Source organism: Streptomyces sp. sk2.1 (assembly GCF_008120935.1).
GTDB lineage: Bacteria > Actinomycetota > Actinomycetes > Streptomycetales > Streptomycetaceae > Streptomyces.
Genome location: NZ_RDBO01000012.1, coordinates 12,061 through 36,048 on the forward strand (window position 1 = coordinate 12,061; position 23,988 = coordinate 36,048).

General features: G+C 69.1%; 24 protein-coding genes and 1 pseudogene. 12 read left to right on the forward strand and 13 right to left on the reverse strand.

All coding sequences use genetic code 11. The features are described 5' to 3' along the window. Positions 1 to 193: transposase family protein (locus EAO76_RS01830; protein WP_148832669.1), on the reverse strand; the 193-nt coding region annotated here is incomplete at its 3' end. Positions 194 to 1,441: 1,248 nt separating this feature from the next. On the opposite strand from EAO76_RS01830, the gene EAO76_RS01835 reads away from it, so the two are divergent. After that, positions 1,442 to 1,645 carry a hypothetical protein gene (locus tag EAO76_RS01835; RefSeq protein WP_148832614.1) on the forward strand — a complete coding sequence of 68 codons (204 nt, stop codon included), beginning with the start codon at positions 1,442 to 1,444 and terminating at the stop codon, positions 1,643 to 1,645. Positions 1,646 to 1,823: 178 nt separating this feature from the next. After that, positions 1,824 to 2,030 carry a DUF6207 family protein gene (locus EAO76_RS01840; protein WP_148832617.1) on the forward strand — a complete coding sequence of 69 codons (207 nt, stop codon included), beginning with the start codon at positions 1,824 to 1,826 and terminating at the stop codon, positions 2,028 to 2,030. Positions 2,031 to 2,330: 300 nt separating this feature from the next. On the opposite strand, the gene EAO76_RS01845 is transcribed toward EAO76_RS01840, so the two are convergent. After that, complete coding sequence (locus tag EAO76_RS01845) at positions 2,331 to 2,750, reverse strand: hypothetical protein (RefSeq protein WP_148832619.1); 420 nt, start codon at positions 2,748 to 2,750, stop codon at positions 2,331 to 2,333. Positions 2,751 to 3,205: 455 nt separating this feature from the next. Between EAO76_RS01845 and EAO76_RS01850 the strand changes: the two genes are divergently transcribed. Next, complete coding sequence (locus EAO76_RS01850; protein WP_187438427.1) at positions 3,206 to 3,439, forward strand: hypothetical protein; 234 nt, start codon at positions 3,206 to 3,208, stop codon at positions 3,437 to 3,439. Positions 3,440 to 3,576: 137 nt separating this feature from the next. After that, on the forward strand, positions 3,577 to 4,014 hold the full coding sequence (locus tag EAO76_RS01855; protein WP_148832623.1) for a GNAT family N-acetyltransferase: 438 nt from the start codon (positions 3,577 to 3,579) through the stop codon (positions 4,012 to 4,014). Here the strand turns inward: EAO76_RS01855 and EAO76_RS01860 are convergent. From EAO76_RS01860 to EAO76_RS01880, 5 genes are all read right to left on the reverse strand, one after another. Continuing rightward, a complete protein-coding gene (locus EAO76_RS01860) occupies positions 3,990 to 5,195 on the reverse strand; it encodes a hypothetical protein (protein WP_187438428.1) in 1,206 nt (401 codons plus the stop codon). The two genes, EAO76_RS01855 and EAO76_RS01860, sit on opposite strands and share 25 nt — an antisense overlap. A 269-nt stretch (positions 5,196 to 5,464) precedes the next feature. Next, entirely contained in the window at positions 5,465 to 5,791 is a 327-nt protein-coding gene (locus tag EAO76_RS01865) for a helix-turn-helix transcriptional regulator (RefSeq protein ID WP_148832627.1), read from the reverse strand. Then, a complete protein-coding gene (locus EAO76_RS01870; protein WP_262375229.1) occupies positions 5,791 to 6,975 on the reverse strand; it encodes a site-specific integrase in 1,185 nt (394 codons plus the stop codon). Before EAO76_RS01870 ends, EAO76_RS01865 begins: the two co-directional genes overlap by 1 nt. A 222-nt stretch (positions 6,976 to 7,197) precedes the next feature. Further along, on the reverse strand, positions 7,198 to 8,937 hold the full coding sequence (locus tag EAO76_RS01875) for an alpha/beta hydrolase (protein WP_148832628.1): 1,740 nt from the start codon (positions 8,935 to 8,937) through the stop codon (positions 7,198 to 7,200). A 323-nt stretch (positions 8,938 to 9,260) separates the two neighbouring features. Continuing rightward, a complete protein-coding gene (locus EAO76_RS01880) occupies positions 9,261 to 11,474 on the reverse strand; it encodes an MMPL family transporter (protein ID WP_148832630.1) in 2,214 nt (737 codons plus the stop codon). A 268-nt stretch (positions 11,475 to 11,742) separates the two neighbouring features. Between EAO76_RS01880 and EAO76_RS01885 the strand changes: the two genes are divergently transcribed. From EAO76_RS01885 to EAO76_RS01895, 3 genes are all read left to right on the forward strand, one after another. Continuing rightward, entirely contained in the window at positions 11,743 to 12,969 is a 1,227-nt protein-coding gene (locus tag EAO76_RS01885) for a sensor histidine kinase (protein WP_148832632.1), read from the forward strand. Next, on the forward strand, positions 12,966 to 13,688 hold the full coding sequence (locus tag EAO76_RS01890) for a response regulator transcription factor (RefSeq protein ID WP_148832634.1): 723 nt from the start codon (positions 12,966 to 12,968) through the stop codon (positions 13,686 to 13,688). The genes EAO76_RS01885 and EAO76_RS01890 overlap by 4 nt, the downstream gene beginning before the upstream one ends. Before the next feature lie 783 nt (positions 13,689 to 14,471). Next, positions 14,472 to 15,635, forward strand: a complete 1,164-nt coding sequence (locus EAO76_RS01895) for a serine hydrolase domain-containing protein (RefSeq protein ID WP_376449825.1) — start codon at positions 14,472 to 14,474, stop codon at positions 15,633 to 15,635. 374 nt (positions 15,636 to 16,009) lie between these two features. Here EAO76_RS01895 and EAO76_RS01900 read toward each other — a convergent pair whose 3' ends face one another. Continuing rightward, positions 16,010 to 16,252 carry a cold shock domain-containing protein gene (locus EAO76_RS01900; RefSeq protein WP_148832638.1) on the reverse strand — a complete coding sequence of 81 codons (243 nt, stop codon included), beginning with the start codon at positions 16,250 to 16,252 and terminating at the stop codon, positions 16,010 to 16,012. 89 nt (positions 16,253 to 16,341) lie between these two features. Between EAO76_RS01900 and EAO76_RS45310 the strand changes: the two genes are divergently transcribed. Further along, positions 16,342 to 16,563, forward strand: coding sequence for a helix-turn-helix domain-containing protein (locus EAO76_RS45310; RefSeq protein ID WP_262375230.1), 222 nt, complete (start codon positions 16,342 to 16,344; stop codon positions 16,561 to 16,563). Positions 16,564 to 16,587: 24 nt separating this feature from the next. Here EAO76_RS45310 and EAO76_RS01910 read toward each other — a convergent pair whose 3' ends face one another. The 3 genes from EAO76_RS01910 to EAO76_RS01920 all read right to left on the reverse strand — a co-directional run bounded on the left by EAO76_RS01910 (position 16,588) and on the right by EAO76_RS01920 (position 18,564). Next, positions 16,588 to 16,917 carry a hypothetical protein gene (locus tag EAO76_RS01910; protein ID WP_148832639.1) on the reverse strand — a complete coding sequence of 110 codons (330 nt, stop codon included), beginning with the start codon at positions 16,915 to 16,917 and terminating at the stop codon, positions 16,588 to 16,590. A gap of 230 nt (positions 16,918 to 17,147) precedes the next feature. Further along, positions 17,148 to 17,366 carry a ferredoxin gene (locus EAO76_RS01915; RefSeq protein WP_148832641.1) on the reverse strand — a complete coding sequence of 73 codons (219 nt, stop codon included), beginning with the start codon at positions 17,364 to 17,366 and terminating at the stop codon, positions 17,148 to 17,150. A gap of 7 nt (positions 17,367 to 17,373) precedes the next feature. Further along, positions 17,374 to 18,564, reverse strand: coding sequence for a cytochrome P450 (locus tag EAO76_RS01920; RefSeq protein WP_148832643.1), 1,191 nt, complete (start codon positions 18,562 to 18,564; stop codon positions 17,374 to 17,376). 185 nt (positions 18,565 to 18,749) lie between these two features. Here EAO76_RS01920 and EAO76_RS01925 point away from each other — a divergent pair, with 185 nt between their 5' ends. Further along, entirely contained in the window at positions 18,750 to 19,394 is a 645-nt protein-coding gene (locus EAO76_RS01925) for a TetR/AcrR family transcriptional regulator (protein ID WP_148832645.1), read from the forward strand. Between the two features lie 150 nt (positions 19,395 to 19,544). Here the strand turns inward: EAO76_RS01925 and EAO76_RS01930 are convergent, their stop codons facing one another. After that, positions 19,545 to 21,155 carry an adenosine deaminase gene (locus EAO76_RS01930; RefSeq protein ID WP_148832647.1) on the reverse strand — a complete coding sequence of 537 codons (1,611 nt, stop codon included), beginning with the start codon at positions 21,153 to 21,155 and terminating at the stop codon, positions 19,545 to 19,547. A 599-nt stretch (positions 21,156 to 21,754) separates the two neighbouring features. Between EAO76_RS01930 and EAO76_RS01940 the strand changes: the two genes are divergently transcribed. Genes EAO76_RS01940 through EAO76_RS01950 form a run of 3 tightly spaced genes read left to right on the forward strand, consistent with a single transcriptional unit; the run spans position 21,755 to position 22,462 of the window. Next, complete coding sequence (locus EAO76_RS01940; protein WP_148832649.1) at positions 21,755 to 22,003, forward strand: hypothetical protein; 249 nt, start codon at positions 21,755 to 21,757, stop codon at positions 22,001 to 22,003. Further along, the gene (locus EAO76_RS01945; protein WP_148832651.1) at positions 21,993 to 22,226 is read left to right on the forward strand and encodes a hypothetical protein; all 234 of its coding nucleotides are present in this window, start codon (positions 21,993 to 21,995) and stop codon (positions 22,224 to 22,226) included. The genes EAO76_RS01940 and EAO76_RS01945 overlap by 11 nt, the downstream gene beginning before the upstream one ends. Beyond that, a complete protein-coding gene (locus EAO76_RS01950) occupies positions 22,223 to 22,462 on the forward strand; it encodes a hypothetical protein (protein ID WP_148832653.1) in 240 nt (79 codons plus the stop codon). Before EAO76_RS01945 ends, EAO76_RS01950 begins: the two co-directional genes overlap by 4 nt. Before the next feature lie 86 nt (positions 22,463 to 22,548). On the opposite strand, the pseudogene EAO76_RS01955 reads toward EAO76_RS01950, so the two are convergent. Next, a pseudogene (locus EAO76_RS01955) lies at positions 22,549 to 23,778 on the reverse strand (PTS transporter subunit EIIC); the annotation flags it as partial. Positions 23,779 to 23,988 lie beyond the last annotated feature (210 nt).

Genomic DNA, 23,988 nt, shown 5'->3' on the forward strand with positions numbered 1-23,988 from the left:
CCCGCCCGAACCCGGCCGCGAGCTGGGCATATGTGTGCCCCATCCGCAGGTGGGCGAGCGCGAGCAGGGCCTGGCGGCCAGGATTCAGACGCCTCCAGCGGGAGCCGATCGCGCGACGATGCTGCCGCAGACGAGCGGACAGGAAGCGCAGGGCAGAACTGGACACGTCGACGCCCGACGGGTAGACAAGCATGCGAAGCCTCTGGTGGAGACGGATTTCTTGGTCGAAAACCCATCTACCAGGGGCTTCACCTGTCTGTCAGCCCAACTCCGCAACCAGACGCCCAGGTTGAAAAGGGCTCATTGTCCCAAGTCAATGGGACTGAGAGATCGGTACTACTGCGATGCATATTTGAATCCGCGCTGAGCCAGCCCTTGTCCTGATCCTTGAGAAACGCATTATGGCCACGTGCCAGAAGCGTCAACGTTCGCGAGAAATGGAAGTAGCCTCTGCACGCACCCATGGCAGCGCCTGCCGTATTGCCGTGAGGTGGATACTTCTCCGGCTGCGTACGCGCATCATTCACGAAGTGCCAGAGGAACTTCTCCTCCTGAGGCGCGGACATCAGGAACCACCCGTATTCGACTGTTCGGAGCTTAAAAGGAGACGCATTCATCGCGACCACTCACTCATTCGTACGGTGAACAGCGGGCAACGTCGGGAAATCCCCAGCATCGACAACTGGGCTGGTCGGCATGCGAACGGGACGCGCCAGCACTGCCTTCCTGCACCGTGCCCTTCCCTTTACTTCATCATCGGGGCAATTGCGCCATCACGCACGCTGGGAACGATGACGCAAACGCACGCCGGCTCGTAGGCCAGGGGCAAGGCTGAGTGAGACAGTCCAGGTCAACCCCAGGCCCCAGACGACGCTCAACATCACCACCAACGACACCGATCCGAACGGGTGACGGGCCAGATACTCAGGGCCTCAAGATCATCCCGTTGCCCCTTTGACGCGTATCTCGGTCAGCCCCCCATGCACCCTTCCCTCGGTGTCTATCTGTTCACGCCGGGCGAGCAAGGAGAGAAGGCCAGTTCAGCCCTGGGTGTCAACCGATGTGACACCCAGGGCTGAACTGCCTGCACGGTTCCTACTCGACCGCCGACCCCGTCGGTGACGAAGATGTGCTTGGTCGTCGCAGATTTGGCGGCATGGCCACTGGTCCAGGGACTACCGGGCCTTCGGAGAGGTGCCTGCTCAGAGGGCGCAACTGACGGTGGCTAACGGCACCTCGCCTGAGATGACTACGCCTCACATGGGGCTTGGGGCCGCCTTGCCATCCTGTCGGCAGCACGCGTTCTGTCCACCACCCCGCTATATCCTCCTCGAAACGCGCAAAGGAGCCCGGTTTCCCCAACGGGTTTCCTAGGCCACGAGGTTGGGGCGGGCTCCTTGCGCAGTGTTCCAGCACGCCGAAAAGCACGAGAGGAACTCCGTTGAAGAAGAGTAACCCGCATCGCTCGGGGCACCAGCAGACGAACAAGCGCCTCCAACCCTTCGCGAGTGACCACCTCTTCAGGAAGCAGATCACCCGAGCCCTCTGGCGGGACGTGCCGGGTGAGTTCCTGCGGGGCGTCGCCTACAAGTTGGGCAGCGGTGCCGTGACAGTGATCATCCTGTGGTGGGAAGTCAGGCACTGACCTGCACGCTACGCGTGGGGGCAGCCCGCTCCGACAATCGGGACTCGCGAACGCGCGCAGTTCCTACTCGACCGCCAAGCACTCCGCTGGGGTCACCCTCTCACGCCACTTCACCCCGTCCTGGTGAACAACCCGCTGGTCAGGAACCGGGCGTCCATCTGCTCGTCTCGGTACGGGCATGAGGTCTTTCAATGCGGTGCATGTGTCCGAGCCGGGCCTGGTCGTCGTGGAGGTGGCGGCCGGCGACGAGGAGACGGCTCTGGTCGCGGTCGCGGAGCTGGGTGAGCGGTGGGCGACATCGGGTCCGTCGGAGGTGTGGCGGGAACCGGGCGAACCGGGAGTGAGGGTGCGGACGTACGCGCAGGTGAGGCCGCCGGTAGGCTGACACGCAGGTGCCCCCGGCCACTGAACCTGGTCGGGGGCACCGTGCTGTGCGGCTACTTCTTGGCCCGGATCAGGTCGACGCAAGCGGGGCACCAGGACTCGTCAGGCAGGTCGAGGCGCATCGGCACGTCCCGCTTTGGGGCGGGTGCGACGATCCCCTCTTCCTTACTGCATGCAATGGAGTGGAAGTCGCAGTCGCCGGTGCAGCGGTGCCCGTCTCCGGGCTTGTGCCAGATCGTCCGGTCAGGCTCGCGCCCATATCCGGGTACGCGCTCAGGGGTGGCAAGCATGGTCGTGGTCCTCACTTCTGCTTGTTGTAGCGGTCGATGGCGGTGAAGAAGGTCCCTACGAGGTCGCCTGGCATCCGGTAGCCCTTGACCTTCCCAAAGCCGGGGCCTTGCGGCTGAATTGGGGCCTGCATTCCGTCCGGCCACCAACCCTCGCGTACACCGCGCTCCAGGATGCGCTTCAGGGCGCCGCTGTGGCCGCGCAGGCTGCTGCCGTCGGTGCGGAGGTCGGCATCGCTGACGAATCCGTCGCCAGCGACTGCGCCCAAGACGATGTCCTGCGCTCGGGGAGGTAGCGTCCGGTAGTACTGCAAGGCGCGTTCCGTGGTCCAGGTGGTGTCGACCTCGACCTGAGTGGCGTGCTCGGCCAGCAGGCCGAGCAGCTTCTCCTGGAACTCCCCAGTGGGGTTCTCGACGGTGACGGTGATGCGCATGTCGGTCTCCTCTACTCTGCGCGCCAGGTGCCGTGGCTGCGGACCCACCGGAGCCACTCGTCCCAGCGACCGTCCTGCCACTTCTCCACGACGATCCGGTCTGCGGTGGTGGTCGTCTTCTCCGCGTCGACCGCATCGCGGGCAGCACCCTCAGAGCGGTGCGGCTTGCAGACTGGTCCCTCGGGCGACGGGATGACGAGACGCCAAGGCTTGGATGGACGGGCGCTTGCCATAGTTCCCCTCCTTGCAACTAACGTGGACAGATGTTGTTGTAACGAGACCACCGTAGCAACGGGGGCAGGTCTGTCTAGTGTCTAATCTATGTCTATATAAACGAGTTGATGAACCGGCAAGTCAAACGCCGACTGCCTTGATTCCCGATAAGCTCACATGCGTCTCGGCAGCGCGCGGGGGTGTGCGGCCGTTGATTCATGACGAACTCCCCTTCCCCTTCTGTGGACTTTCTGACCGGACCGCTGCGTGTCGGCCAGTCGGTGACCTTCATCTCCGAGCGCAGCGACGAGCACCGGCTCTACCTCGGCGAGATCAAGCTGATCGGCTTGCATCAACTGGTCGTGGAGTCCGGAGACAACTTCTTCACCATCCAGGGGGACGACATGAGTAACCGGGATGGCGAGAACGTGGTCGTGTACCGGACCGTCCTTGGTCTCCCTTCGCCGCCCAAGTAGTCAGGCGTGGCCGACCGCGCCGGGCGGAGTGTTGCGTCTTGGTGGTAAGGACGGCTATTCGTCGGGAGTGAGTGGTCGGGAGCGGCCCGTCCTGCTGGAGTGACTGTGCAGTGTCGGTCGGCGGATAGGCTCCTGGCATGGACATCCGTGTAGAGATCATCCGGTCGGCGAGTCAGGAGCTCGTCGATGCTTTCGGCAGGTTGCTTCCGCAGTTGTCTTCGACCGCCAAGCCCCTCGACTACGAAGCGCTCGACCGGATGGTGACTTGTGATGCCAACACCGTGCTCGTTGCCCGTACTCCTGAATCGATCATCGGCACCCTGACACTGGTGCTGTTGCCCTTGCCGTCCGGCTTGCGAGCCCGCGTCGAAGACGTGGTCGTTGACAGCGCGGCGCGTGGTCAGGGAGTCGCGGGCCTTCTCACCCAGGAGGCCCTGCGGCTTGCCCGGGAAGCAGGTGCCCGGACGGTAGATCTCACCTCCCGACCGGATCGTGCTGCGGCGAACCGCCTGTATGAGCGTCTCGGCTTCCAGGTCAGGCAGTCCACGGTCTACCGCTTCGCGATCGACGCGTAGGCGAGGTAGTCGGTGCCGGCTCGTTCCGCGTAGCGCATCGCCGTAGCGGCGCTGATGCCCAGGGCGCTCGCAAGGACGGAGGGCGGGGCCTCCCGGACCATCTGCAGCCAGGCGCGCGACCGGGCGGCCAGGGGCCGGATGCCGATCGCGCGGAGGATGTTCGCGACGGCGTAGACGTGCATCGGGCGGCCCGGCATGAAGCCGGGGAACAGCAGCTGGGAGGAGGGGTTCGCAGCTGTGTTGAGCCCCGGTCGGGCCGTCAGGTGAACGCGGATCACGGCTGCCGCCGGTTCTGGCACGTTCAACCAGTTGGAACCGAAGCTGACTTGGAGCCCCTCAGCACCGTCGCGTAGTTGATCGGTGCGGAGCTGGACGATCCGGGAGAGGGGCTGGCCGAAGAGGACGAGCATCAGGCCGATGGCCCGGTGGGCGGCGGGCAGGGTGTCGTGGAGCAGGAGCGCCCGCAGGGTGTTCAAGTGCTCGTCTTCGCTGGCCAGGGGGCTGGTGCGGCTTGTCGGCAGGGGGAGGGTGATGTTGCGGACGAGACGCTGCCGGATGGCCCAGTAGAGAAAGCTGTTGGCGTGCTGGCGGGTGGTGGTGCCGTTGCTGAACCATGCGTCGATGTCGTGTTGGGTGCACTCGTCCAACCGGCGGCCTCGGTTTCCGAGCCAGTGCAAGAACTGGGTGGCGACGGTGAGGTGCTGCTTTGCTCGGAGGAAGGCGCCGACGGTCACTGGTGCGGTGCGGGCCTGGTCCCGTAGTCGCCGCTTCAGGTGCCAGCGGCTGTAGCGTTCGATGAGGCGGCGCTGGTCAGGGTCTTTGATCGCGTCGAGCTTGGGGGTGAGCCAGCGGTCGAACGATGCGAGGTGCTCGTCGCGTGGTGGCAGGCAGCCGTGGGTGACGAGCAGGCCCCGCAGGTACTCGACCGTCCGTGACGCCGGCAGGCCGTCCAGGGCCTCGTGGCTGAGGGCAATGGTGCCGTCGGCCAGGCCGCGCAGCAGTTCGCGGACGCGTGGGTTCTGATTGATCCAGGTGCATCCGGTGTTAGGGCGGGGCATGTTGATGATGGCCTGGGCCAAGGGCTGCAAGGGCTCGGGTATGGCACCGTCCGGGCCCGCGAGGAGGGTGCTGACCCTGACGGCGAGCAGGCAGCGCCAGCAGATTGCCTGGTCGGTGGTCATGGTTTCGTCGCCGCAGCGTTTGCAGTGGACGTCCAGAGGGACGTCGCTGCACTGGGCGCAGAGGAACCGGCTGTCCGGGGCGACGCCCGGGAGGATGCCCTGGTGGCCGCAGTGCGCGCAGGTGCCCTGCCGGGTGCGTGCGGCTCGGACGCAGTAGCGGCAGACGAGGCCCTCTGGCCAGCGGGTCGGCTTGGGGTAACCGTCACCGCAGCGGACGCAGGCGGGCCAACGGCCAGGATCCGAGGTGTACTTGCGCGGGCGGGGCACTGTCAGTCCTCCAGGATCCGGGCCCGCTCGGGTCGCAAGTCCGTCTTGAGGTCGATCACCGTCGCCTCGTCAGCCGTGCGCTTGCGCCGGTCCGCCTCGACATAGGGCTCGATCAGGTCCCCGGGCGAGCAGTCGAGGATGTCGCAGAGCGCGGCGAGCACTGGCAGCGACAGCCGCTCGGGCTGGTCGGTGACCAGACGGTAGACCTGGGCGGTGGACAGGTTGATACCGCGGTCGCGTAGGAGCGGGATCAGCTCGGTTGTCTTCCAGATGTTGTGAGCGGCCATGATGCGCCGCAGGTGCCAGTGGTAGCTCAGCCGCCGGACCATCAGATGCCCTCCTTGCCGGTGGCGCCCAGCGCCCTGCCGATCGTCCCGTCGAGTACCCGGCGCAGGGTGCAGGTGCGGAAGTCGGAGGACACCGATGTGTAGAGCGAGGTCGTGGAGGCGTAGGAGTGCCCGACCTGCTGCTGGACGAACAACGGGTCGTAGCCTGCCTCGATCAGGTGCGTCACGTAGGAGTGCCGTAGGCAGTGCAGGCTGAGCTCGGCGGGCAGGCCGAGCGCGTCCCGGTAGGCGGCGAAGCGATCACTCAGGGCGCCCATGTCCAGCTGCTGAGAGCGCTCACTCGGCCACAAGGCGGTGCTGTCCGCGGCAGTTTCGAACAGCTCCCGATAGCCGTCGAGCCACTGCTGTATGACCTTCACCGACCAGGGAAAGACGGTCAGGACGCTGCGGCGCTTGGGGGCAGAGCCCTTGGACGCCTTGCCCCAGCGGACGTAGACGACACCCAGGTCGCCGAACTCGGGGGCGTGCGGGTTGCGGCCGAAGTCGGCCAGCTCCAATTTGATCACTTCGCGACGGCGCAATCCCCAGGCATAGGTGGCCTTCAGGGCCGCCGCGTCGCGCATGGCGGTCAGCCAGCCCTTGCGGCCCGAGGCTCGGGCGGCGGCCACCTGATCGTCGGCGTAGTCGAAGAACTGCTGGAGTTCCGCTTTGGTCAGGGCGCGGCGTCCGGGTCGTCCCTCGTAGTCGGCAGCGTGGACAGCGGTGTTCCACTCGAAAAACACCTGCGCGGGGTGGGTGCCGAACAGCCGCTCGCTGACGGCTGTCCACTGATATCGCGGGTCGGCTGCGTACTCCAGGAACAATCGCACGTGGCCCTGGTAGCTGCGGATCGTGGACAGGGCCCGAGCTTGGCCGTCGCTGCGCAGGTGGGCGGTGAAGTCCTCGACGTCCTGCGGCCGCCAGGTCCAGGGCCATTCGTTGGTGAACCGCTGGAAGCGGCGTACCGCCGCCAAGCGATCCTCGATCGTGCTCTTGGCGAGATTCCGAGAAAGTTGCTGATCACGCCAGCCGGAGAGCATGGCCTCAAAGGCCTGCGCTTCCGGGTGCAGTAGCGGCGCACCGCCGACCACGAACAGCGACGGTGCCGCACCAGGCACGTTCCAGGAAGAACCGCCCACCACCATCCCTCCCCAACGCGCCGCGAATAGAGCGAACGAATCGTTCATTAGATGAGAACGAGCGATGTACGGGCAGGTCACGCCGCCCGTCACAGCGCAGGGGAATGGACGTTCAACCGGCCGTCGGATCAGTAATCCGTCGGAACGTACCTGCTCACAAGCCTCCTCACTCAGGAGGGCGAGTTCTCGCAGCAGATGCAACTCACGGCCGTTTACCGGAAAGAACCGCAGATCAGCAGGTTGGGTGACAGGCGAGGATAAACGTCAAGCTCAGGCGGCGCGGCGGGTCTTGCGGCGGCGTACTGCGACAGCGGTGCCGCCACCGGCGACGATCAGCGCGGCGGCTACACCAGTGATCGCCGCGGTGTTGATGCTGATCGACGCCCCCATCGGCGCGGACAGCGCCTTCGTCGTCATCAAGTCCGACGAAGACGCCTCACCGGCGCGTTTGACGCAAGTCTGATTCTTCGCCGGCAGTTTGCCGGTAGCCAGGTACCTGTTGACCTCGGCGTCCACGCAGGCGTTGCCGTAGCGGCCGAAGAGGGCGTGCCGGTTGGCGCCGTTGAGGGTGAGCAGCTTGGAGCTGGGCAGTTGCTCGTGCAGGGTCATGCTGCTCTTGTAGGTGGTGCGGGGGTCGCCGGTGGCGGCCACGATCAGTGCCGGGGCGTCGCGGCGGACCTGGGTGGGTTCCTCGTGGGGGCGGTCCCAGAAGGCGCAGGGGCCGATGTTGTTGGTCATGGGTCCGAACACCGGGTGCGCGGTCCGGCTGCGTTCGATGTCGCGCCAGTAGACCTCGGGGTCGCGCGGGGCGGCCACGTCCCCGCAGAGGACCGCGGCCTGGACTCCCGACGGTTCGGCCGCGCTGTGCAGTAGGTACCGGAGCGTCGCGGCGAACTCCGGCGAGAGCGGCGTCGGCGCCGTGCCCCGTGCGGCCTTGCTCAGCGCGGCCAGCTGCTCGGCGAGGAACGCCCGGGTCGGGTCGGTGTCGTCCCCGATGCTGGAGTAGAGGAGGACGGGCACCTGGGTGTCGTCGATCCGGAAGGTGTCCGGGCCGGTGCCGACGGTCAGCGGGCCGCTGGCGGACGCCTTGAGGACGCGGTCGACGGTGGTGAGCACTTGGGCGCGGGTGCGGCCGAGGCCGTATTCGGCGTCGCGGTCCGCCGCCCACGCGGCCCAGGCGGACAGCGCTTTCTCGCTCGCGCGCTCGGTGCCCTTCGTCAGGCGGGGGCCGTAGTCGGCGGGGGCGACCGCGCCGTCGAGCACGACGCGGTCGTAGCGGCCGGGGAACATCTGGGTGTAAACCGTGCCCAGGTAGGTGCCGTACGAGTAGCCGAGGTAGGAGATCTTCCGCTCGCCGAGCGCGCCACGGACGACGTCCATGTCACGGGCCGTATTGCGGGTGCTGATGTACGGCAGCACGGAGGCGTCATGGGTGCGGCACTTCTTGGCAAGGCTCTTCTGCAGGGCGACCTGGCGGTCGAAGCCCGCCCGGCTGGTACCGGCCGAGAACCAGGACGTGCCGACGGGCCAGCCGCAGTCCAGTGGGGTGCTGCGGCCGACGAAGCGTGGGTCGAAGCCGACGATGTCGTAGCGCGCGCCGACGTCCTTCATCGCCTTGCGGACATCCGGCGGCGACTGGACTGAAGGTCCGCCTGGCCCGCCGTTGTTCAGCAGGATCGATCCGATGCGGTGGTGGGTGTCAGTGGCCTTGAGCCGGGATATCGCGAGGGTGATCGTGCGCCCTGCGGGGTGGGAGTAGTCGAGCGGCACCGTGACGTCCGCGCACTGCACACCGGCCTTGTCCAGATCGCGGCCCGTCGTGTCGACGGGGCCCGTGACGCAGCTGCCCCAGCCGAGGTATTGCCGGTAGTACTGGTCGAGCCCGGCTCCGGTGCCGTTCTTGGCAGGGGCCTCAGAAGCCGAGACCAGGGCGGGGGAAGTGATGAAACAGGCGGCAAGGCTGAGACTCGCGACGGAGGCGCGCCGCGCGGTGGGGCTGAGGATGGTCACGGGTTTCCTTGGGTTGGTGGGTCGGTGGCGCGGAACGCGGTGTCCAGGGCGGCGCGGAAGCCGGCTTCGGCTCGATACCAGGCACCTCGTCGCCGTGGACCTGGAAGTCCGACGAAGGTCTTGTTTCGACTGCATGGCTCAACCGCTTCGCCTCTACATGCCGATCGGGCAGAGGCCGCGCGCATTTTCAAGACTTCCAGTGGGCTTCTAGGGTGTTTCTGACGGCTCTTGAAACATCTGGTGGCTGTCACGGGTGCGCACGCTCAACCATGCGAGGCCACGCCTGACAGGTGAGGTGCTCACGGGTCACCTGAGCCGTTCGGTCAGTCCGCCATCATGACTCGGTCGGGTTCCGGGGCAGGTGCGTTCGCACGGTGCTGCGGGTGGCCTCCCTTGGTGGGCCGTGGGCGGACCGGCCACCAGATGCTCCGTCCGAGGAGTGCGGAAAGGGCGGGAACCAGCACCAGCGAGAGGACAAGCGCGGAGAGCAGGATGCCGAGCGTCATCGCGAAGGCGATCTGCTCGTTGCCCGGGGTCGTGGCGAGGGTGGCGAAGGAGCCGGCAAGGACCAGGCCTGCGGTCGCGATGGCCGGTGTCGTGTGCTGCAGCGCGCGGGTCACGGCGGCGCGGGCCGGGCCCGGTTGCTGCATTTCCTCCCGGATCCGGTCGCTGATCAGGATGTTGTAGTCGGTGCCCAGTGCCACGACGAACAGAAACAGCACGAGCGGGAGGGAGAAGTTGACGCCCGGCTTGCCGAGGCCGTGCTGGAAGAGCAGGGTGGCGGCGCCGAGGGTGGCGGCGAAGCCGAGCCCGACGGAGAGCATCAGGATCACCGGTGCGAGCAGGCTGCGCAGGAGGAGCAGGAGGATGAGCGCGATGAGTGCGGCCGCGACCGGGAACACGGTCTTCAGGTCGTGGTCGACGGCGGTGGAGATGTCGGCGTAGATCGCCGCTGTTCCGCCCACGTGTGCCGTCGTTCCGGCGGGTGTGTGCTGGGCGGCCGCTGCCCGCACGGGTCCGGAGGCCAGGTCGCGGGCCTGCTGGCTCTGCGGGTCTACGGTCGGGTAGAGGTCGATCCGGGCGGCGCGGTGGTCCTTGTTCAGGACGGTCCGTGCGACCTGGCCCACGCCCTTGACCTGGGTGAGAGCGCGGGAGAGGCCGTCGAGCCGGCTTGCGGTGAGGGTGCCGCCGTCAGTGGCGGTGACGAAGACGCTCGTCGGGTCCGACACTCCGGCCGGCAGCGCACGGGATATCTCGGTCGCGGTGGCCGCCGCAGGGGTCTTGGCAGCGGTGTTGCCCTGGCCGTAGTCCATGCGGATCCCGATCAGTCCGGCGGCCAGCGCGGCAAGCAGGGCGACGGAGGCGAACGTCATCGTCAGCGGTCGTCGTGCGACCAGAGCCCCGAAGCGGGCGGCGCGGCCCTCGTTGGGCTCGTGGCCAAGGGCCTTGGAGGGCCAGAACATCTTGCGTCCGGCGGCCGCGAGCAGTGCCGGCAGCAGGGTGAGGCTGCCGAGCAGCATCACCAGGACCGCGACGGCGATGGCGGGGCCCAGCGAGCGGAACTGGCCGAAGGTCGCCACGCCCAGCGTGGCGAACGCGGCCACGATGGTCAGCGCCGCCGAGGTGATCGCGGTGCCCACCCGTCCTGAGACCTGCCGGGCCGCCTCGCGGGCGGACTGCTCCGGCCTGGCGCGCAGTTGCTCGCGGAAGCGGAACAGCAGGAACAGCAGGTAGTCGATGCCGATGCCGAGCAGGACCACGCTGATCAGATCAGGGGTGCCCGCGTCGAGCTTGCGCCCGGTGAGTATCGCGGCACCCGCGACGGCTCCCCCTGCCACGCCGATGATCATGGCGACTGCGACCAGCGGCAGCAGGGCCGCCAGCACGCTGCGGAACACCAGCACGTTGATCAGCAGGATGAGCCCCATGAGGAGGGTGCTCCCGACCTTCGCGGCGGTCTCGTGGGAATCGGTGGTGTCGACGGTGTCGGCGAGACTTCCGGTGAAGCCGGTGCGCATCCCCGCCTCGGAGAACTGCGTCCGGGCAGTGTCCCGGAAGGCCCGGTAGACGCCCTGGAGCCCCTTGTCCGTACGGTTCCCGATCAGCTCGACGGAGAGCAGTTCGAAACTCCGGTCGGGTGCCACCGCCGCCGGGGCGATCCGGGGTGTCTGGGAGCGGTCCGGGACCAGGAATTTCGGTCTGTCGTCCTGCCTGGGCATGATCACCCGGCGCTGCGCCAGCTTCGCAGCCTCGGCCTCGACCCGCTTCTGGTCGGCGGCGCCGAGAGCCTTGCCGTCGGACCGGGCGACCAGCATCGTCACGGTGGTGGCGTCGGGGTTCACCCCGAACTGTTCCTCGGCGATCTCCAGGGCGGCGGCCGAGTCGTAGCTCTTGGGCAGGAAATCCCCGGTCTGGTTCTGGGTGACGCGGCCGATCAGTTTCGGGGCCAGGGCGCTCAGCACGACACCCAGCACCGCCCAGAGGGCAATGACCTTCCACGGGTGTCTGGTGGAATATCCGGTCAGGGCGCGGATCACGATGTCCTCCGGCGGACGGACTTGCATGCGGACGTCTGCCAGGGGCTCCCGGCCGGTATCCAGACCATCACCCCAAGAGGCCGGAAAGCGTCGTGGCAGCGGATGATCCAGGCCGGGGCCCTGGGTCCTGCCCCGGCCAGAGACCAGGACCCAGGTCCTGGTCCCCATCCTGGTCGCGGGCCGCGAGCTGCCGCCGACGGTGCTGCCACTGCGGTTGCTGTGAAACCCTGTACCGGGGGCCAGAAGGCCGTACACAGGGAGAACAGACATGCGCAGGCGCCGACATATCGGGCCCGGCGATGCCCGGGAGCCGCTGCACATCGACAGCGCCGGGCCGCCGTGGTCACGCAACGACGCGCTCGTGACCGGCGGGGCCTGCGCGATGAACCTGCTCAGTTACGTGTTCTTCGACGACCCCGGCGGCCGATACGCCGTGAGCGTGGCCGGGTTCCTCCTCGTCGCGCTGGCAGCCCTGCCGCTGCTCGTCCGGCGCAGTCACCCGCTGGTGGCGCTCGCTGCCGTACTGGCACTCGATACGACAGCCACTCTGACCGCGCCGCTGCCCAGACACTTCGGCGCCGTCCTGCTGGTCGCCCTGTACTCGGTCGCCAGGGCCTGCACCGGCCGGGCGACGGCGGTCGCGGCCGTCGCGACGGTGTCGCTGACGTTGCTGAGCCAGAGCCACGGCCGGATTCCGTCCTGGCAGGACGCCGCTGTCACGCCCCTCTCCACCCTGATCGTCGTCGGCACCGCCATGGCGGTCAATCGCTGGCAGCGGGAGGTGGCGGCGAACCGCAGACTTCTCGCCGACCGTGCGGTGGCCGACGAACGCCGCCGCATCGCACGGGAGCTGCACGACATCGTGGCCCACCACATCACCACCATGCAGCTGATGGCCGGCGGAGCCCGGGCCAACCTCGCCCGACCGGAGGTGGTCCGGGACGCCCTGGTCACCCTGGAATCCTCCGGGCGGCTCGCCCTGCGCGAGATGCGCCAGCTCCTCGATGTGCTGCGGGCAGGTGACGAACCGGAGTCCGCGCCGTCGCAACCCCAGCCGGGCATCGACGACCTTGACCGTCTGGTCGCCGAATCCCGCCTTGCCGGACTGCCGACCGAGTTCAGCGTCCACGGGCCGCAGCACCCACTGCCGCCGACCGTCGGCCTCACGGTGTTCAGGATCACCCAGGAAGCCCTCACCAACGCCCGCAAGTACGCGGGGCCCGCCCACGCGTCCGTACGGCTGACGTATCGCCAGGATCGGGTCACTGTCGAAGTGCGGGACGACGGCGGGAGCACACCGCCGCAAGAGGGGGCGTCGTCGGTGGGATCGGGCGGTTACGGCCTGATCGGCATGCGCGAGCGCGTCGCCCTGCACGGCGGCACCCTCGCCGTCGGCCCGCAGGCCGACGGCGGGTTCGCGGTGGTCGCCGACCTGCCGCTGACCACGGACGAGGCGGCCGAAGCAGCCATCCAGCACGAGGGGGCACACCGATGACCGGGACCCGGCCGAACACACCGAGGATCAGAGTGCTGATCGCGGACGACCAGCCGCTGGTCCGGCGCGGCCTGTCGCTGATCCTCTCCCCCGACCCGTCCTTCGAGGTCGTGGGAGAGGCCGAGAACGGCGCCCAGGCCGTCGCCCTCGCCCGCCGGCTGCGCCCCGACGTCGTCGTGATGGACATCCGGATGCCCGTCCTCGACGGTGTCGGCGCGACCGGGGAACTCGCCGCCACCGTGCCCGGCTGCCGGGTCCTGGCCCTCAGCACCTTCGACATGGACGAGTACGTCGTGGGCGCCCTGCGCGCCGGAGCCTGCGGGTTCCTGCCCAAGGACAGCTCGCCGGAGGACCTGAGCACGGCGATCCGCACCGTCCACGCAGGCGAGGCCGTCGTCGCGCCACGCCTGCTCACCCGGCTCATCTCCACCTACGTACGGGCCCCTCACGGCGCGTCGCGGCCACTCCCCACCGACCTGGGCGAACTCACACCCCGGGAGGTCGAGGTGTGGCGTCTGATGGCCACCGGTCTCGACAACACCGAGATCGCCCACGACCTGCACATCAGCGTCTCCACGGTCAAGAACTACATCACCAGCATCTTCGGCAAGCTCGACGTCCGTGACCGCGCCCAGGCGGTCATCGCGGCCTACGAATCGGGCCTGGTCACCGCCCGCACTGCAACCGGCAACCCGCCCGGCGACGCAAACACCGCATAGCCGGGCCGACCGGTGCGCTCACCGCTTGCACAGGGTGGTGCCGAGAAGTGCCGGGTCATCGGCAGGGCCTACCGGAACTCCCGTGCGGCCCGCCGCGAGACCGGGTAACTCCCCGAGTTCCCATAGCCGGGCCTGGCCCGGCAGACGGCCGACAACTCCGGGGCAGTGGAGGTCTCGTGGGCTGCCTGCCTGGCGCCCGATCGCCCTCGGAATGCCCGGCGCCGACGCGGGAATCCGCGGCGATGACGCTGCGGGCGCGTGACGAGCAGGGGCCGCCGATCCCGTGCCGCGCCGAGTGACGTGCGGACGCGGTGATGGCAGCGCCCGCTTCCAAGACGCAGCGACCGCGCCGGCCGGCGACGCGAGCCTGTCGGCCGGCCCCGGTCCGGGACCTCGTGAGTCCATCTGGATGCCGTCCACCGCGTGGGTGTGCCGGGTGTACGGGCCGAGGTGCGCGACGCCGGCCGGATAGGGCGCGGCGCGTCCGGGATCGCCGATTGCGGATTCCTCAGGGAAGCCGCAGCACCAGCCCATCGCCGACGCACTGACGGCTGAGTACCGGGAAGCGACGCACGGCAGATGAACGGCCCGGGTGAAGAGTGGCGCGCAGGACCCGGGCCCCGACCAGCGGGGTCAGAGCGCCGCGTGCTCGGCGGCGCCGGTCCCGGGGGGTAGCCCTACCTGGAGCCCGCCGGGTAGCGGGATCGTCCGGGGCGTTCGCATCCGGAAATACTGGTTCCGGCACATACCGCTGTTTCCCATTGTTTGCAGAGGAGTTGGCTCGTGCGCGAGCAGGCATGGCAGAGGGTTCGTTCTTCCGGGCAGCGGCGGGGCCGCCGGCGCGGAGCCGCGGCCGCAATGGTCGTGGGCGTCTTGACGGTGGGTGTACTGGCATCGCCCGCGGCGTCCGCCGCCCCCGGGCCGGACACCGTCCAGCAGGGCCTGAACGCGCTGCTGCACTCCGATGGCCTGCCCGCCGCGCTGGCGAGCGTCACGGACCGTGCGGGGCATACCGGTACGTACACCGCAGGAGTCGGTGATCTGGCCACCGGCTCGAAGGTGCCCAGGGACGGGCAGGTGCGGATCGGCAGCAACACCAAGACGTTCACCGCGGTGGTCGTGCTGCAACTGGTCGGCGAAGGGAAGATCCGCCTCGACGCACCGGTCGACGCCTATCTGCCGGGGCTGGTACGCGGGGAGGGCATCGACGGACGCCGCATCACTGTTCGTCAGCTCCTCCAGCACACCAGCGGACTCCCCAATTACAGCAACTACCTCGGCGACGACGTCCGGTACTTCGCCCCCCGCGAGCTTCTCGGCATCGCTCTCCAGCACAAGGCCGACTTCGACCCCGGGGAGGGCTGGAAGTACAGCAACACGAACTACGTGCTGGCCGGGCTGATCGTCGAGAAGGTCACCCGCCACACTCTCGCCAGTGAGATGGACCGGCGCATCATCAAGCGCATCGGTCTGCACCACACCTACTTCCCGGCCCCGGGCGACGCCACCATCCGTGAGGCCCATCCCAAGGGCTACTACCGGGTTTCGGCCGACGCGCCGTTGGTCGATGTCACGGAGATCGACCCCTCCTGGGGGTGGGCCGCAGGTCAGTTGGTCTCCACCGACTCCGATCTCAGCCGTTTCTTCACCGCGCTCCTGTCCGGCGACCTCCTCCAGGAAGCCCAGCTCACCCAGATGCGCACCGGAACCCAACCCGCCGACGCCACTTTCGGCCCCGGCGCACGCTACGGACTGGGGCTCGTGAGCAAACCACTGCCGTGCGGCGGCCTCTACTGGGGCCATGGCGGCAGCTTCCCGGGATACGAGACCAGGGGAGGCGCCACCGACGACGGCCGCGCCGCCAACGTCGCAGTGACCATGCAGTTGTCCGACGAGGCGGCCAGGAAGCGTGTCGACCACGTCGTGAACAGGGCCCTGTGCCGCTGAGCCATGCCTGACACGCTCCTGCGGCCACGCCTGACAGCGATCCGCCCGCACCGGCCCGGGGGCGCTCCCCGGCATCTCGTAATGCCCACCATGCGCGCACCGGCGGCGGCCGGTGCGCGGGCCGGTGCGCGTGCGCGCCAACGGCCTACACCGGCGTGATCGCAGGATCGCAGGACGGGCAATGCCGCACTGTCCCTACGGGGCACGGGCACCGGCGCGCGGCCCCGCCGACGCGCGAGAGGGACTTGCCAGCCACCGAACAACGTCCGCTTCGCCGACAAGCGGATCGCCGATCTAAAGGCCCAGTTCGTCGAACGCGAACCATCCTGACGCGTCGGGCGGCCAGCGCCACAGGCGCCGGCCGCCCGACGTTCCTAGATCGGGACGACGTTGGCTGCGGCCGGGCCCTTCCGACCGTCCTGGATCTCGAACTCAACGTTCTGGCCCGCGACGAGGGTCTTGGAGCCGTTGCCCTGGATTGCACTGAAGTGCACGACGACGTCCTCGCTGCCGTCTACAGGCGTGATGAATCCGAACCCCCTCGACTCGTTGAACCACTTCACCTGGCCCTTTACTGACTTCGGCTCGTCAGGGTGAACTTTCCCGAAGTCCCTGATGGGCTTGGTGTGGTGGCTGTATTCGATGGTGTGTGAGGTATTCGGATGGGGGCGGGCTGACCGTTGCGGGACGGGTGCGTCGGGAGTCGGTGCGGATGCAGGCGGCCGAGCTGTTCGAGCAGGAGGTCAAGCCGCCGGAAGTGGCACGGCGTCTGCGGGTGAGTCTGAAGTCGGCTTATCAGTGGCACCAGTTGTGGCGCGAGGGCGGGGTCGGGGCGCTGGCGTCACGCGGTCCGAGTGGGTCGCGGTGTGGGTGGGTATGTACCCGTCCACCCATTCCTCTGAAAGGGCGCTCGGACTCCGGGGCTTGAGCTCCGGGGGGCGATCGAGGGGTGTCAGGTGAAGGGCAGCGGGTCGGGCAGCAGCCAGGTCGCCGAAGCCATCCCGCCGGCGCAGACCGTCGCCCAGCCCGCCCGGGCCCGTCCGGAAAGGCTCCGGGCCGCGTGCCCGGCCTCGGAGGCGAGGATCACCCCGAACATGAGCGTCAGGGACAGGTCGCCCCAGGTGATGCCGGGCCGGCCGATGACGAGCCATCCCGCCGCGCACGCTCCCAGCCCGGCGGCCATGTAGGACCAGTCCGTGGCCCTGGCGGGGGCGGACGGTGTGCGCCTGCGGTGCGTCAGGATCAGCGCGATCTCCGCGAGGGCCGCCGCTATGGCAATCAATCGGTGCTCCATGCCGGAACGTGCGGGCCTTCCTGTGGCCGCAAATGATCGTCCGGTGCCGTCATGGAAGCACGGATTGTGCGATATCGGCTAATTCTTGGCTTGGGGTGATCTGTGGAGGTATTGGCCGGTGCGACGGACGTGCCGGAAGGGGAGAGGGGGAGCCCGGTTCCGTTCCGGCACGTCCGGTGGCGGCTCAGTCGCGGCGGGGGAGCGGCGACGCGGGGGCCTCAGTCGCGGCGGGGGCCGATGACGGTGGCGCCGTCGTGCACGGTGATCGCCAGGGCCGGGCAGATGTCGGAGGCGTCCAGGACCCGTTCGTCCGGCTGGATCCCGTCGGCCCGTGCCCGTGCGCGCTCGCCGTCCAGGGCGAACACCTCGGGGACGGTTCCCGCGCACATGCCCGATCCCTGGCACAGCTCCCGGTCGACGCGTACGTTCCAGCTCATCGCCGTCTCACCACCCGATCGGCATGACGCGCGGCCCGCGCACCAGCATCTCGGACTTCCACGTCACGTCGGCGGCCACGTGCAGGCCGGGGAAGCGGGTGATGAGCGCGGACAGTGCCTCCTGGAGTTCCAGCCGGGCCAGCGGGGCGCCCAGGCAGTGGTGGACGCCGTGGCCGAAGCCGAGGTGCTGGTTGCCCTCGCGGGCGATGTCGAGCACGCCCGGGGCCGTGAACCGCAGCGCGTCGCGGTTGGCCGCGCCGACTGCGACCAGGACCGGGGTGCCCGCCCGGACGAGGGTCCCGCCCACCTCGACGTCCTCGACGGCGTAACGGGGCTGACCCGCACCGCTGCCCAGCGGTACGAAGCGCAGCAGCTCCTCCACCGCGTTCGGGACGAGTCCGGGTTCGGCCCTGAGCCGGGCCAGCTGCTCCGGGTGGTCGAGCAGGGTGAGCACGAAGTTGGGGATCTGGGAGGCGGTGGTCTCGTGCCCCGCCACCAGGATGCCGACGCACAGGTCGACGAGTTCGAGCTCGGAGAGCCGGTCGCCGCCGTCGCGGGCCTCGATCAGGGCCGTCATCAGGTCGTCCTGCGGCGCGCGGCGGTGCTGCTCGATCAACCCGGCCATGTAGGCGCGCAGTTCGTCGCGGCTGGCCTCGAACTCCTCCGCCGTGAGGGAACTGGTCGAGAGCGCGTCGTCGCTCCACTTGCGGAAGAGCGGCCGGTCCTCGGCGGGCACGCCCAGCATCCGGCAGATCACGGCCACCGGCAGCGGCAGCGCGAACAGGTCCACCAGGTCCGCCGGCTGCCCGGCCGCCTCCATGTCGTCGAGGAGACTCGCGGTCAGCTCCCGCACCTGGGGGCGCAGCTTCTCGACCTGCCGGACCGTGAACGCCTTGGCGACCAGGGAGCGCAGCCGGGTGTGGTCCGGCGGGTCCATGCCGAGGATGCCGCCGTCGCGCCGGCCCTCGGACTGCCGGGGCTCGTCGTGCGAGGCGGCGAGGGCCCGGCTGAAGCGCTGGTCGCCGAGGACGAGCCGGGCGTCGGCGTAGCGGGTGACGAGCCAGGCCGGTTCGCCGTACGGCATCTGGACCCGTAACAGTCCCCGCCGGTCGCGTACGCGCTCGTACTCCTCGGCGAGCCCGAGTCCTTCGGCGGTGTTGAAGGGGTAGGCGAGGGGTGTGGCATCTGCTGTGGTCACTGCGGGCCTCCCGTGGATGAACAGGCGTGCAGGCGGCTGTGTGAACAGCCGTGCAAGCAGTCGTGCGGATGGTCGTGCGAACGGCTATGTAAGCAGCTGCTTACAAACGTAGAAGCGATCCTTCCGGGCAGTCAACGACGCTTTACGGCCGTTATCCTGACGGACCGTTCGAGAGGAAATCCGCCATGACGCCCGCCCCCGCACCGCCGTCCGGAGAGCGTCGCCGGGATTCCGCGGCCACTCGGCGGCGGCTGCTGGAAGCCGCCCGGGATCTGTTCGCGGAGCGGGGCTACGAAGCGACGACGGTACGGGGCATCGCCGAGCGCGCCGGGGTGAACCAGGCCCTGCTCTTCCGTTACTTCGGCTCGAAACAGGGTTTGCTCACGGAAGTCGTCGCGCGGGGAGGGCTCGAACAGTTGCGCGCGACCCCGTCCGAGGAGCTCTTCGAGACGGCCCTGCGCTCGATACTGACCCGCAGCGCGGGCGGTGCGGAGGACCGTTCCCTGGAGGTCTACCTGCGTTCCGTGGGCCGGGGCGACGAGGCGGCCGGAACCCTGCGGGAGCTGGGCGAGGAGTACCAGAGCGCCCTGGCCGGGCTGTCCGGTACCGAGGACGGCGCCCTGCGCGCGGACCTCGCCATGGCCTGGCTGCTCGGCATCGGCCTGATGCGGACGGTCGTCGCCCGCGAGCCGCTCGCCGGTGCCGATCCGGACGACGTCTGCCGACTCGTGCTCGGCACGCTCGACCACCTCTGGTCCGCGCCCGCGCCCGCGCCCGAGGACGGGGAAAGGGACAGGGAAAGGGGCAAGGACAAGGGCGGTACGGCGTGACGGACGGTTGACCGGTCGGGCGGGCGGACGGTTGACCGGTTGGCCGGGCGGGCGGTCGGGGCTCAAGCGGACCCGGTGCAACGGGAAACGGGAAGGGGCGGCCCGGCTCAGTGCCGTGCCGCCCCGTGACTCCGATGGGTTTCGCCCCGCTCAGCGGTGGTTGCGCTCGAAGGCGGCGAAGGCCACCTCCTGGCGCCACTCGGCCGCCGCCTTCGGGTTCTCCGCGAGGTAGTGGGCGCAACGCGGGCTCGGGCGGTTGTCGCCGGGGCGGCTGCCCTGGCAGACGGGGACCGGGCGGTAGTCGGACCGGGCGCGGTCGGCGGTCCACAGGCTGCGGCCGTCGTTGAACGCGTACTCCAGGGAGGCGCGGGCCAGGTCCTTCAGCTCGGTGTAGGCCAGGTCGTACGTCCGGGCCGCGTACCGGTACTCATGGCTGATGTCGATCCGCGAGACCCCCGGGTCGTCGGTGGCCAGGACCACCGGGACGCCGTAGCTGCGGTAGGCGTTGAACGGGTGGTCGTCACCCGAGATGCCGAGGATCTGCTTGTTGCTGCTGAACGGCACCTCGACCGCGATGTCGCGCCGCGCCATAGTCCGCGCGAGCTGCCGCCAGTTGTCCTCGTGGACCAGGTCCACGCCGTGCCCGATGCGTTCGGCCCCGGCGACGAGGACGGCCTCGCGGATGTGGAAGGTCAGGTCCTCCGGCTTGACGAGGCCGGGCGCCAGCTCACCGGCGTGCAGGGTGAGGTGGGAGTCCGGGTACTGGCCGCGCAGGTACTTCAGCATCCGCATCTGGAGGCTGTAGTTGTCCAGCGAGCTCTGCCAGTCCTCGGGCTGGACGAGGTTGACCGCGACGAAGCGCGGGTCGCGCTCGGCCAGCCGCATGCCGACCGCCATCTGCGTGAACACCCGGGCCGGGGTGCTGCCCCGGGACACCTGGGAGATCCACTTGACGGGCAGGCGGCAGCCCGGGGCGGGGCGGGGGGTGTCGCAGTGCGAGGCTTCCCGGAACTGCGCGTCCGTGTCGTCGGCCTCCTGGATGGCCTCCTCCACCACCCGGTCGAGCTTCCCGTCGGCCACGAGCTTGCGGTGGAGGGCCGCCAGGTCGGGGTCGTAACCCACCTGTGCGGCGAGTGCGTTCGCACTTTCCGACGCCGGCGTGACCAGCGTCTCCAGGTAGAACTGGTTGTTCTTGACGACGGTGTCGGCCACGTTCGCGAGCATCTTGCCGCGGGTGTACCAGGTCGCCATGCCGAACTTGTCGAACGTGTCGAAGAAGTGGTCGTGTCCGGACTCGCCCGGCGGGAAGTCCTGCATGGACCAGGCCCGGACGATCTGCTGCCGGAACGCGGCATCGGTCCGTGCGTCCGAGGCGGGCCGCTTGCCGGGTCCGCACGGCGGCGCGACGGCCTTCATCGTCGCGTCGATGCACAGCCCCTGCTCGGCCGCGAGCTCGATCAGGTACTCCGTCGTGACGGCACCCGACAGGTGGTTGTGCAGGTCACCCCCCTTGGGCAGGGCGGCGAAGAACTCCTTCTGCCGCTCCGGCCTGTTCCGGAGCGAGTCGAGGTACGCGGAGGTCCTGCGCTCGGCCGGGGTCACCGGGCGGTGCGCGGTCTGCGCGGCGGGCCGCGGCGCGGGGTCCTCCGCCGGGGCGGCGGCGGCCGGGAGCGCCGGGAGGAGGGAGAGCGTGGCGAGTGCGGCGAGCCCGGCCGGGAGCAGTGACTTGGGGCGGCGTGTTGTCCGGAGTGTTGGAATCACGGCCGAATGATCGCGTTCGGCGAAGAGGTTTCATGCCCGAACCACATATACGGGCCGGAACGTCCACTCGATCGAGTGGGCAGTGATCATGCGGAGCAATCGGTTGCCCGATGACTGCTAATGCCGCTGACTGCTGATGCCTGATGCCTGATGCCTGATGCCTGATGCCTGATGCCTGATGCCGCGGCCCGGACCGTCCGCCCGCGGCTCGTGGCCGGTCGGTGCCGGCACATGGGACTGATGGACCGGCGCCGCCCCTGTTGCGTCGGCCGGCGGGCCCGGTCCGTCCTCCCTCCTGGATCCCGCGGGTACCGGCCTCCAACCGGTCTCCGGCCAACCTCCAACCGGCCGATGAAAGAGCCGCTCACGAGCAGTTCGAGCCCCGGCCGATCCTGCGAGAGGCACGCCTTTTCCCTGTGGTGACGGAGCCCGGCGCCGAGCAGGGCACATGGAGGGGAGGCGGGATCGAGTTTTGGGCCCGGCATGACAACTCCCTGTGACACATGTGCGGTTGCCGGGACTGCGCCTCTTCCGGGCTTTCATCGCGTTGGACACGCTGGGTATGCATTCCCATTACTCAGAGTGGAAAGGAGTGGATCATGGTGATGATCGAACGCCGCAAGGCGACGGAGAGCAGAGTGCGGGCGGCGGAGGACGCGGTGGCGCGGCTGAAGGAGAGTTTCTCGGGGGTCGGGATCACCTTGCCCTCGTTGCGGATCGATCCGGTGACCTGCGCGGGGACCGAGCCGGAGGCGCCGTTGGTGGATCTCGGGCGATGCAATCTCGATACGGCGCTGCGGCTGAGCGCGGTGCTGGAGGCGCAGGAACCGGTCGGTCATGAGCGGTGAGCGGTTCGAGGAGGATGCGCCGGAGCTGGGCTCGTTCGCGGTGGACATCCGGGACGGCAGGGTGGGGCGGGTGATGGGGCGCGTCGGCCCGTACGTGCAGTTGCGGGCGTCGGGCGGCGGGCCCGAGTGGGACTGCCCACCGGAGTCGGTGCGCGCGGCGCCGTTGGGGGAAGTGCTGCGGGCCCGCGTGAGGGAGGTCAACAGGGAGGGGAGGTTGCCATGACGGCGCTGGTCGAGAACACCCCGGCCGCTGAAGGCTGCTTGTGGGGCTACCTGTTGCAGACATGGCGTGAACTGGACGTGCCCGAGGGGTGGCGCGCGGAGATCGACGAAGGACGGATCGACGAGCCGAACGAGGACGGGACGTACAAGCGCTCCGACCCGGTGCCGTTCGGGAAGCCGCTCACGCTGCCGGAGCCGTTCGGCACGACGATCCCCACGGAGGAGTTCCCGGTCTGAAGGGGTGGGCGGGTGCGTGCGTGGATGAGGGGTGGTACCCGGCCGGGTACCACCCCTCATCCATGTGTGTGTCCGTGTGCCGGAGGTCAGACCCCGGCCGGTTCCTTCGTCGGGGTGTCGGGGTCGGTGGTCGGGGACGCGGGGGTGCCGGTCGCCGTGACGGGGGAGGCGGCCGGTTCCCGGGAGACGTTGAACTCCGCCAGCAGGTCCTTGCCGAAGCCGAAGAAGTACGTGGCGAGGAACCCGGTGAGGTAGCCGACCAACAGGCCGCCCGCGTAGATCGCGATCGTGGTGCCGAGGCCGTGGTTGCCGTCGAGGAGGGGGAACAGGGCCCAGCCGGACGGGCCGATGGCGGTGGAGCCGACCTTGTCGCCGAGCTGGTTGAACAGCCCGATGAAGCCGCCGCCGAACGCCCCGCCCACGCACGCCGTGACGAACGGGCGGCCGAGCGGAAGGCTGACGCCGTAGATCAGGGGCTCGCCCACGCCCAGCAGACCTGCGGGCAGGGCGGACTTGATGGTGCGGCGGATCGATTCGTTGCGGGGGAGGCGGAAGTAGACCGCGACCGCCGCGCCGACCTGGCCGGCGCCCGCCATGGCGAGGATCGGGAGCAGCACGGTGTAGCCCTGCTGCTCGATCAGGGTGGTGTGGATCGGGATGAGCGCCTGGTGCAGGCCCAGCATCACCAGGGGCAGGAAGAGTCCGCCGAGCACGAAGCCCGCGCCCGCGCCGCCGTTGGAGAGCAGCCAGTCGGCGAACGTGCCGATGGCGGTGGAGATCTCGCCGGCCACGTACATCAGGCCGAAGATCGTCACCAGGCCGGAGACCAGGACCGTGAGCGTGGGGGTGACCAGGACGTCCAGCGCCTCGGGAACCCAGCGGCGGCACCACTTCTCCACGTACACCGCGAGCACCGCCGCGCCGAGCGCGCCGAGCACGCCGCCCTGGCCGGGGGAGAGCTTCTGGCCGAACGCCTCGATGTTGGCGACGCCCGGGAACACGATGATCGCGGCGACCGCACCGCCCAGGATCGGTGTCCCGCCGAACTCCTTCGCCGTGTTGAAGCCGACGAACACGGCGATCAGCGCCATGAAGCCGGACGCCATCGCGGCCAGGGCGGGGGTGACGGAGGTCAGCCAACCCAGGTTCACCAGCAGGCCGTTGAGCCCGGCGATGATGCCGCAGCCGATGAGCGCCGGGATCAGCGGGACGAAGATGTTCGCGATCCTGCGCAGGAACAGCTTGAACGGGGTGGCGTTCTTCGCCTTCCGCGCCGCCTTCATCGCGGCGCCCTGGGCGGCCAGTTCCTCCGCCGACGCGGAGGGAGAGGAGGGGGAGGAGGGGGGGTGGACGCCCGCCCGTACGGGGCGGGCTCGGGCATGAGGCGTCTCCCGTGGGCGGGTGCGGCGGATGTCGGTGGGCGTCGGTGGCGGACGGCGGTGGTGGATGTCGGTGGCGGACGTCCGGTTTTCGATGCTGCCAGAGGGCCGGGCCGTGTTCCGGCCCGGCGGCCCCGGAGCGGTGCG

Coding starts and splice junctions, on each gene's coding strand:
- EAO76_RS01840 (WP_148832617.1), top strand. CDS start 1,824: ATGAGGTCTTTCAATGCGGTGCATGTGTCCGAGCCGGGCCTGGTCGTC.
- EAO76_RS01845 (WP_148832619.1), bottom strand. CDS start 2,750: ATGCGCATCACCGTCACCGTCGAGAACCCCACTGGGGAGTTCCAGGAG.
- EAO76_RS01855 (WP_148832623.1), top strand. CDS start 3,577: ATGGACATCCGTGTAGAGATCATCCGGTCGGCGAGTCAGGAGCTCGTC.
- EAO76_RS01860 (WP_187438428.1), bottom strand. CDS start 5,195: ATGACCACCGACCAGGCAATCTGCTGGCGCTGCCTGCTCGCCGTCAGG.
- EAO76_RS01865 (WP_148832627.1), bottom strand. CDS start 5,791: ATGGTCCGGCGGCTGAGCTACCACTGGCACCTGCGGCGCATCATGGCC.
- EAO76_RS01870 (WP_262375229.1), bottom strand. CDS start 6,975: ATGAACGATTCGTTCGCTCTATTCGCGGCGCGTTGGGGAGGGATGGTG.
- EAO76_RS01885 (WP_148832632.1), top strand. CDS start 11,743: ATGCGCAGGCGCCGACATATCGGGCCCGGCGATGCCCGGGAGCCGCTG.
- EAO76_RS01890 (WP_148832634.1), top strand. CDS start 12,966: ATGACCGGGACCCGGCCGAACACACCGAGGATCAGAGTGCTGATCGCG.
- EAO76_RS01915 (WP_148832641.1), bottom strand. CDS start 17,366: ATGAGCTGGAACGTACGCGTCGACCGGGAGCTGTGCCAGGGATCGGGC.
- EAO76_RS01925 (WP_148832645.1), top strand. CDS start 18,750: ATGACGCCCGCCCCCGCACCGCCGTCCGGAGAGCGTCGCCGGGATTCC.
- EAO76_RS01940 (WP_148832649.1), top strand. CDS start 21,755: ATGGTGATGATCGAACGCCGCAAGGCGACGGAGAGCAGAGTGCGGGCG.
- EAO76_RS01945 (WP_148832651.1), top strand. CDS start 21,993: ATGAGCGGTGAGCGGTTCGAGGAGGATGCGCCGGAGCTGGGCTCGTTC.
- EAO76_RS01950 (WP_148832653.1), top strand. CDS start 22,223: ATGACGGCGCTGGTCGAGAACACCCCGGCCGCTGAAGGCTGCTTGTGG.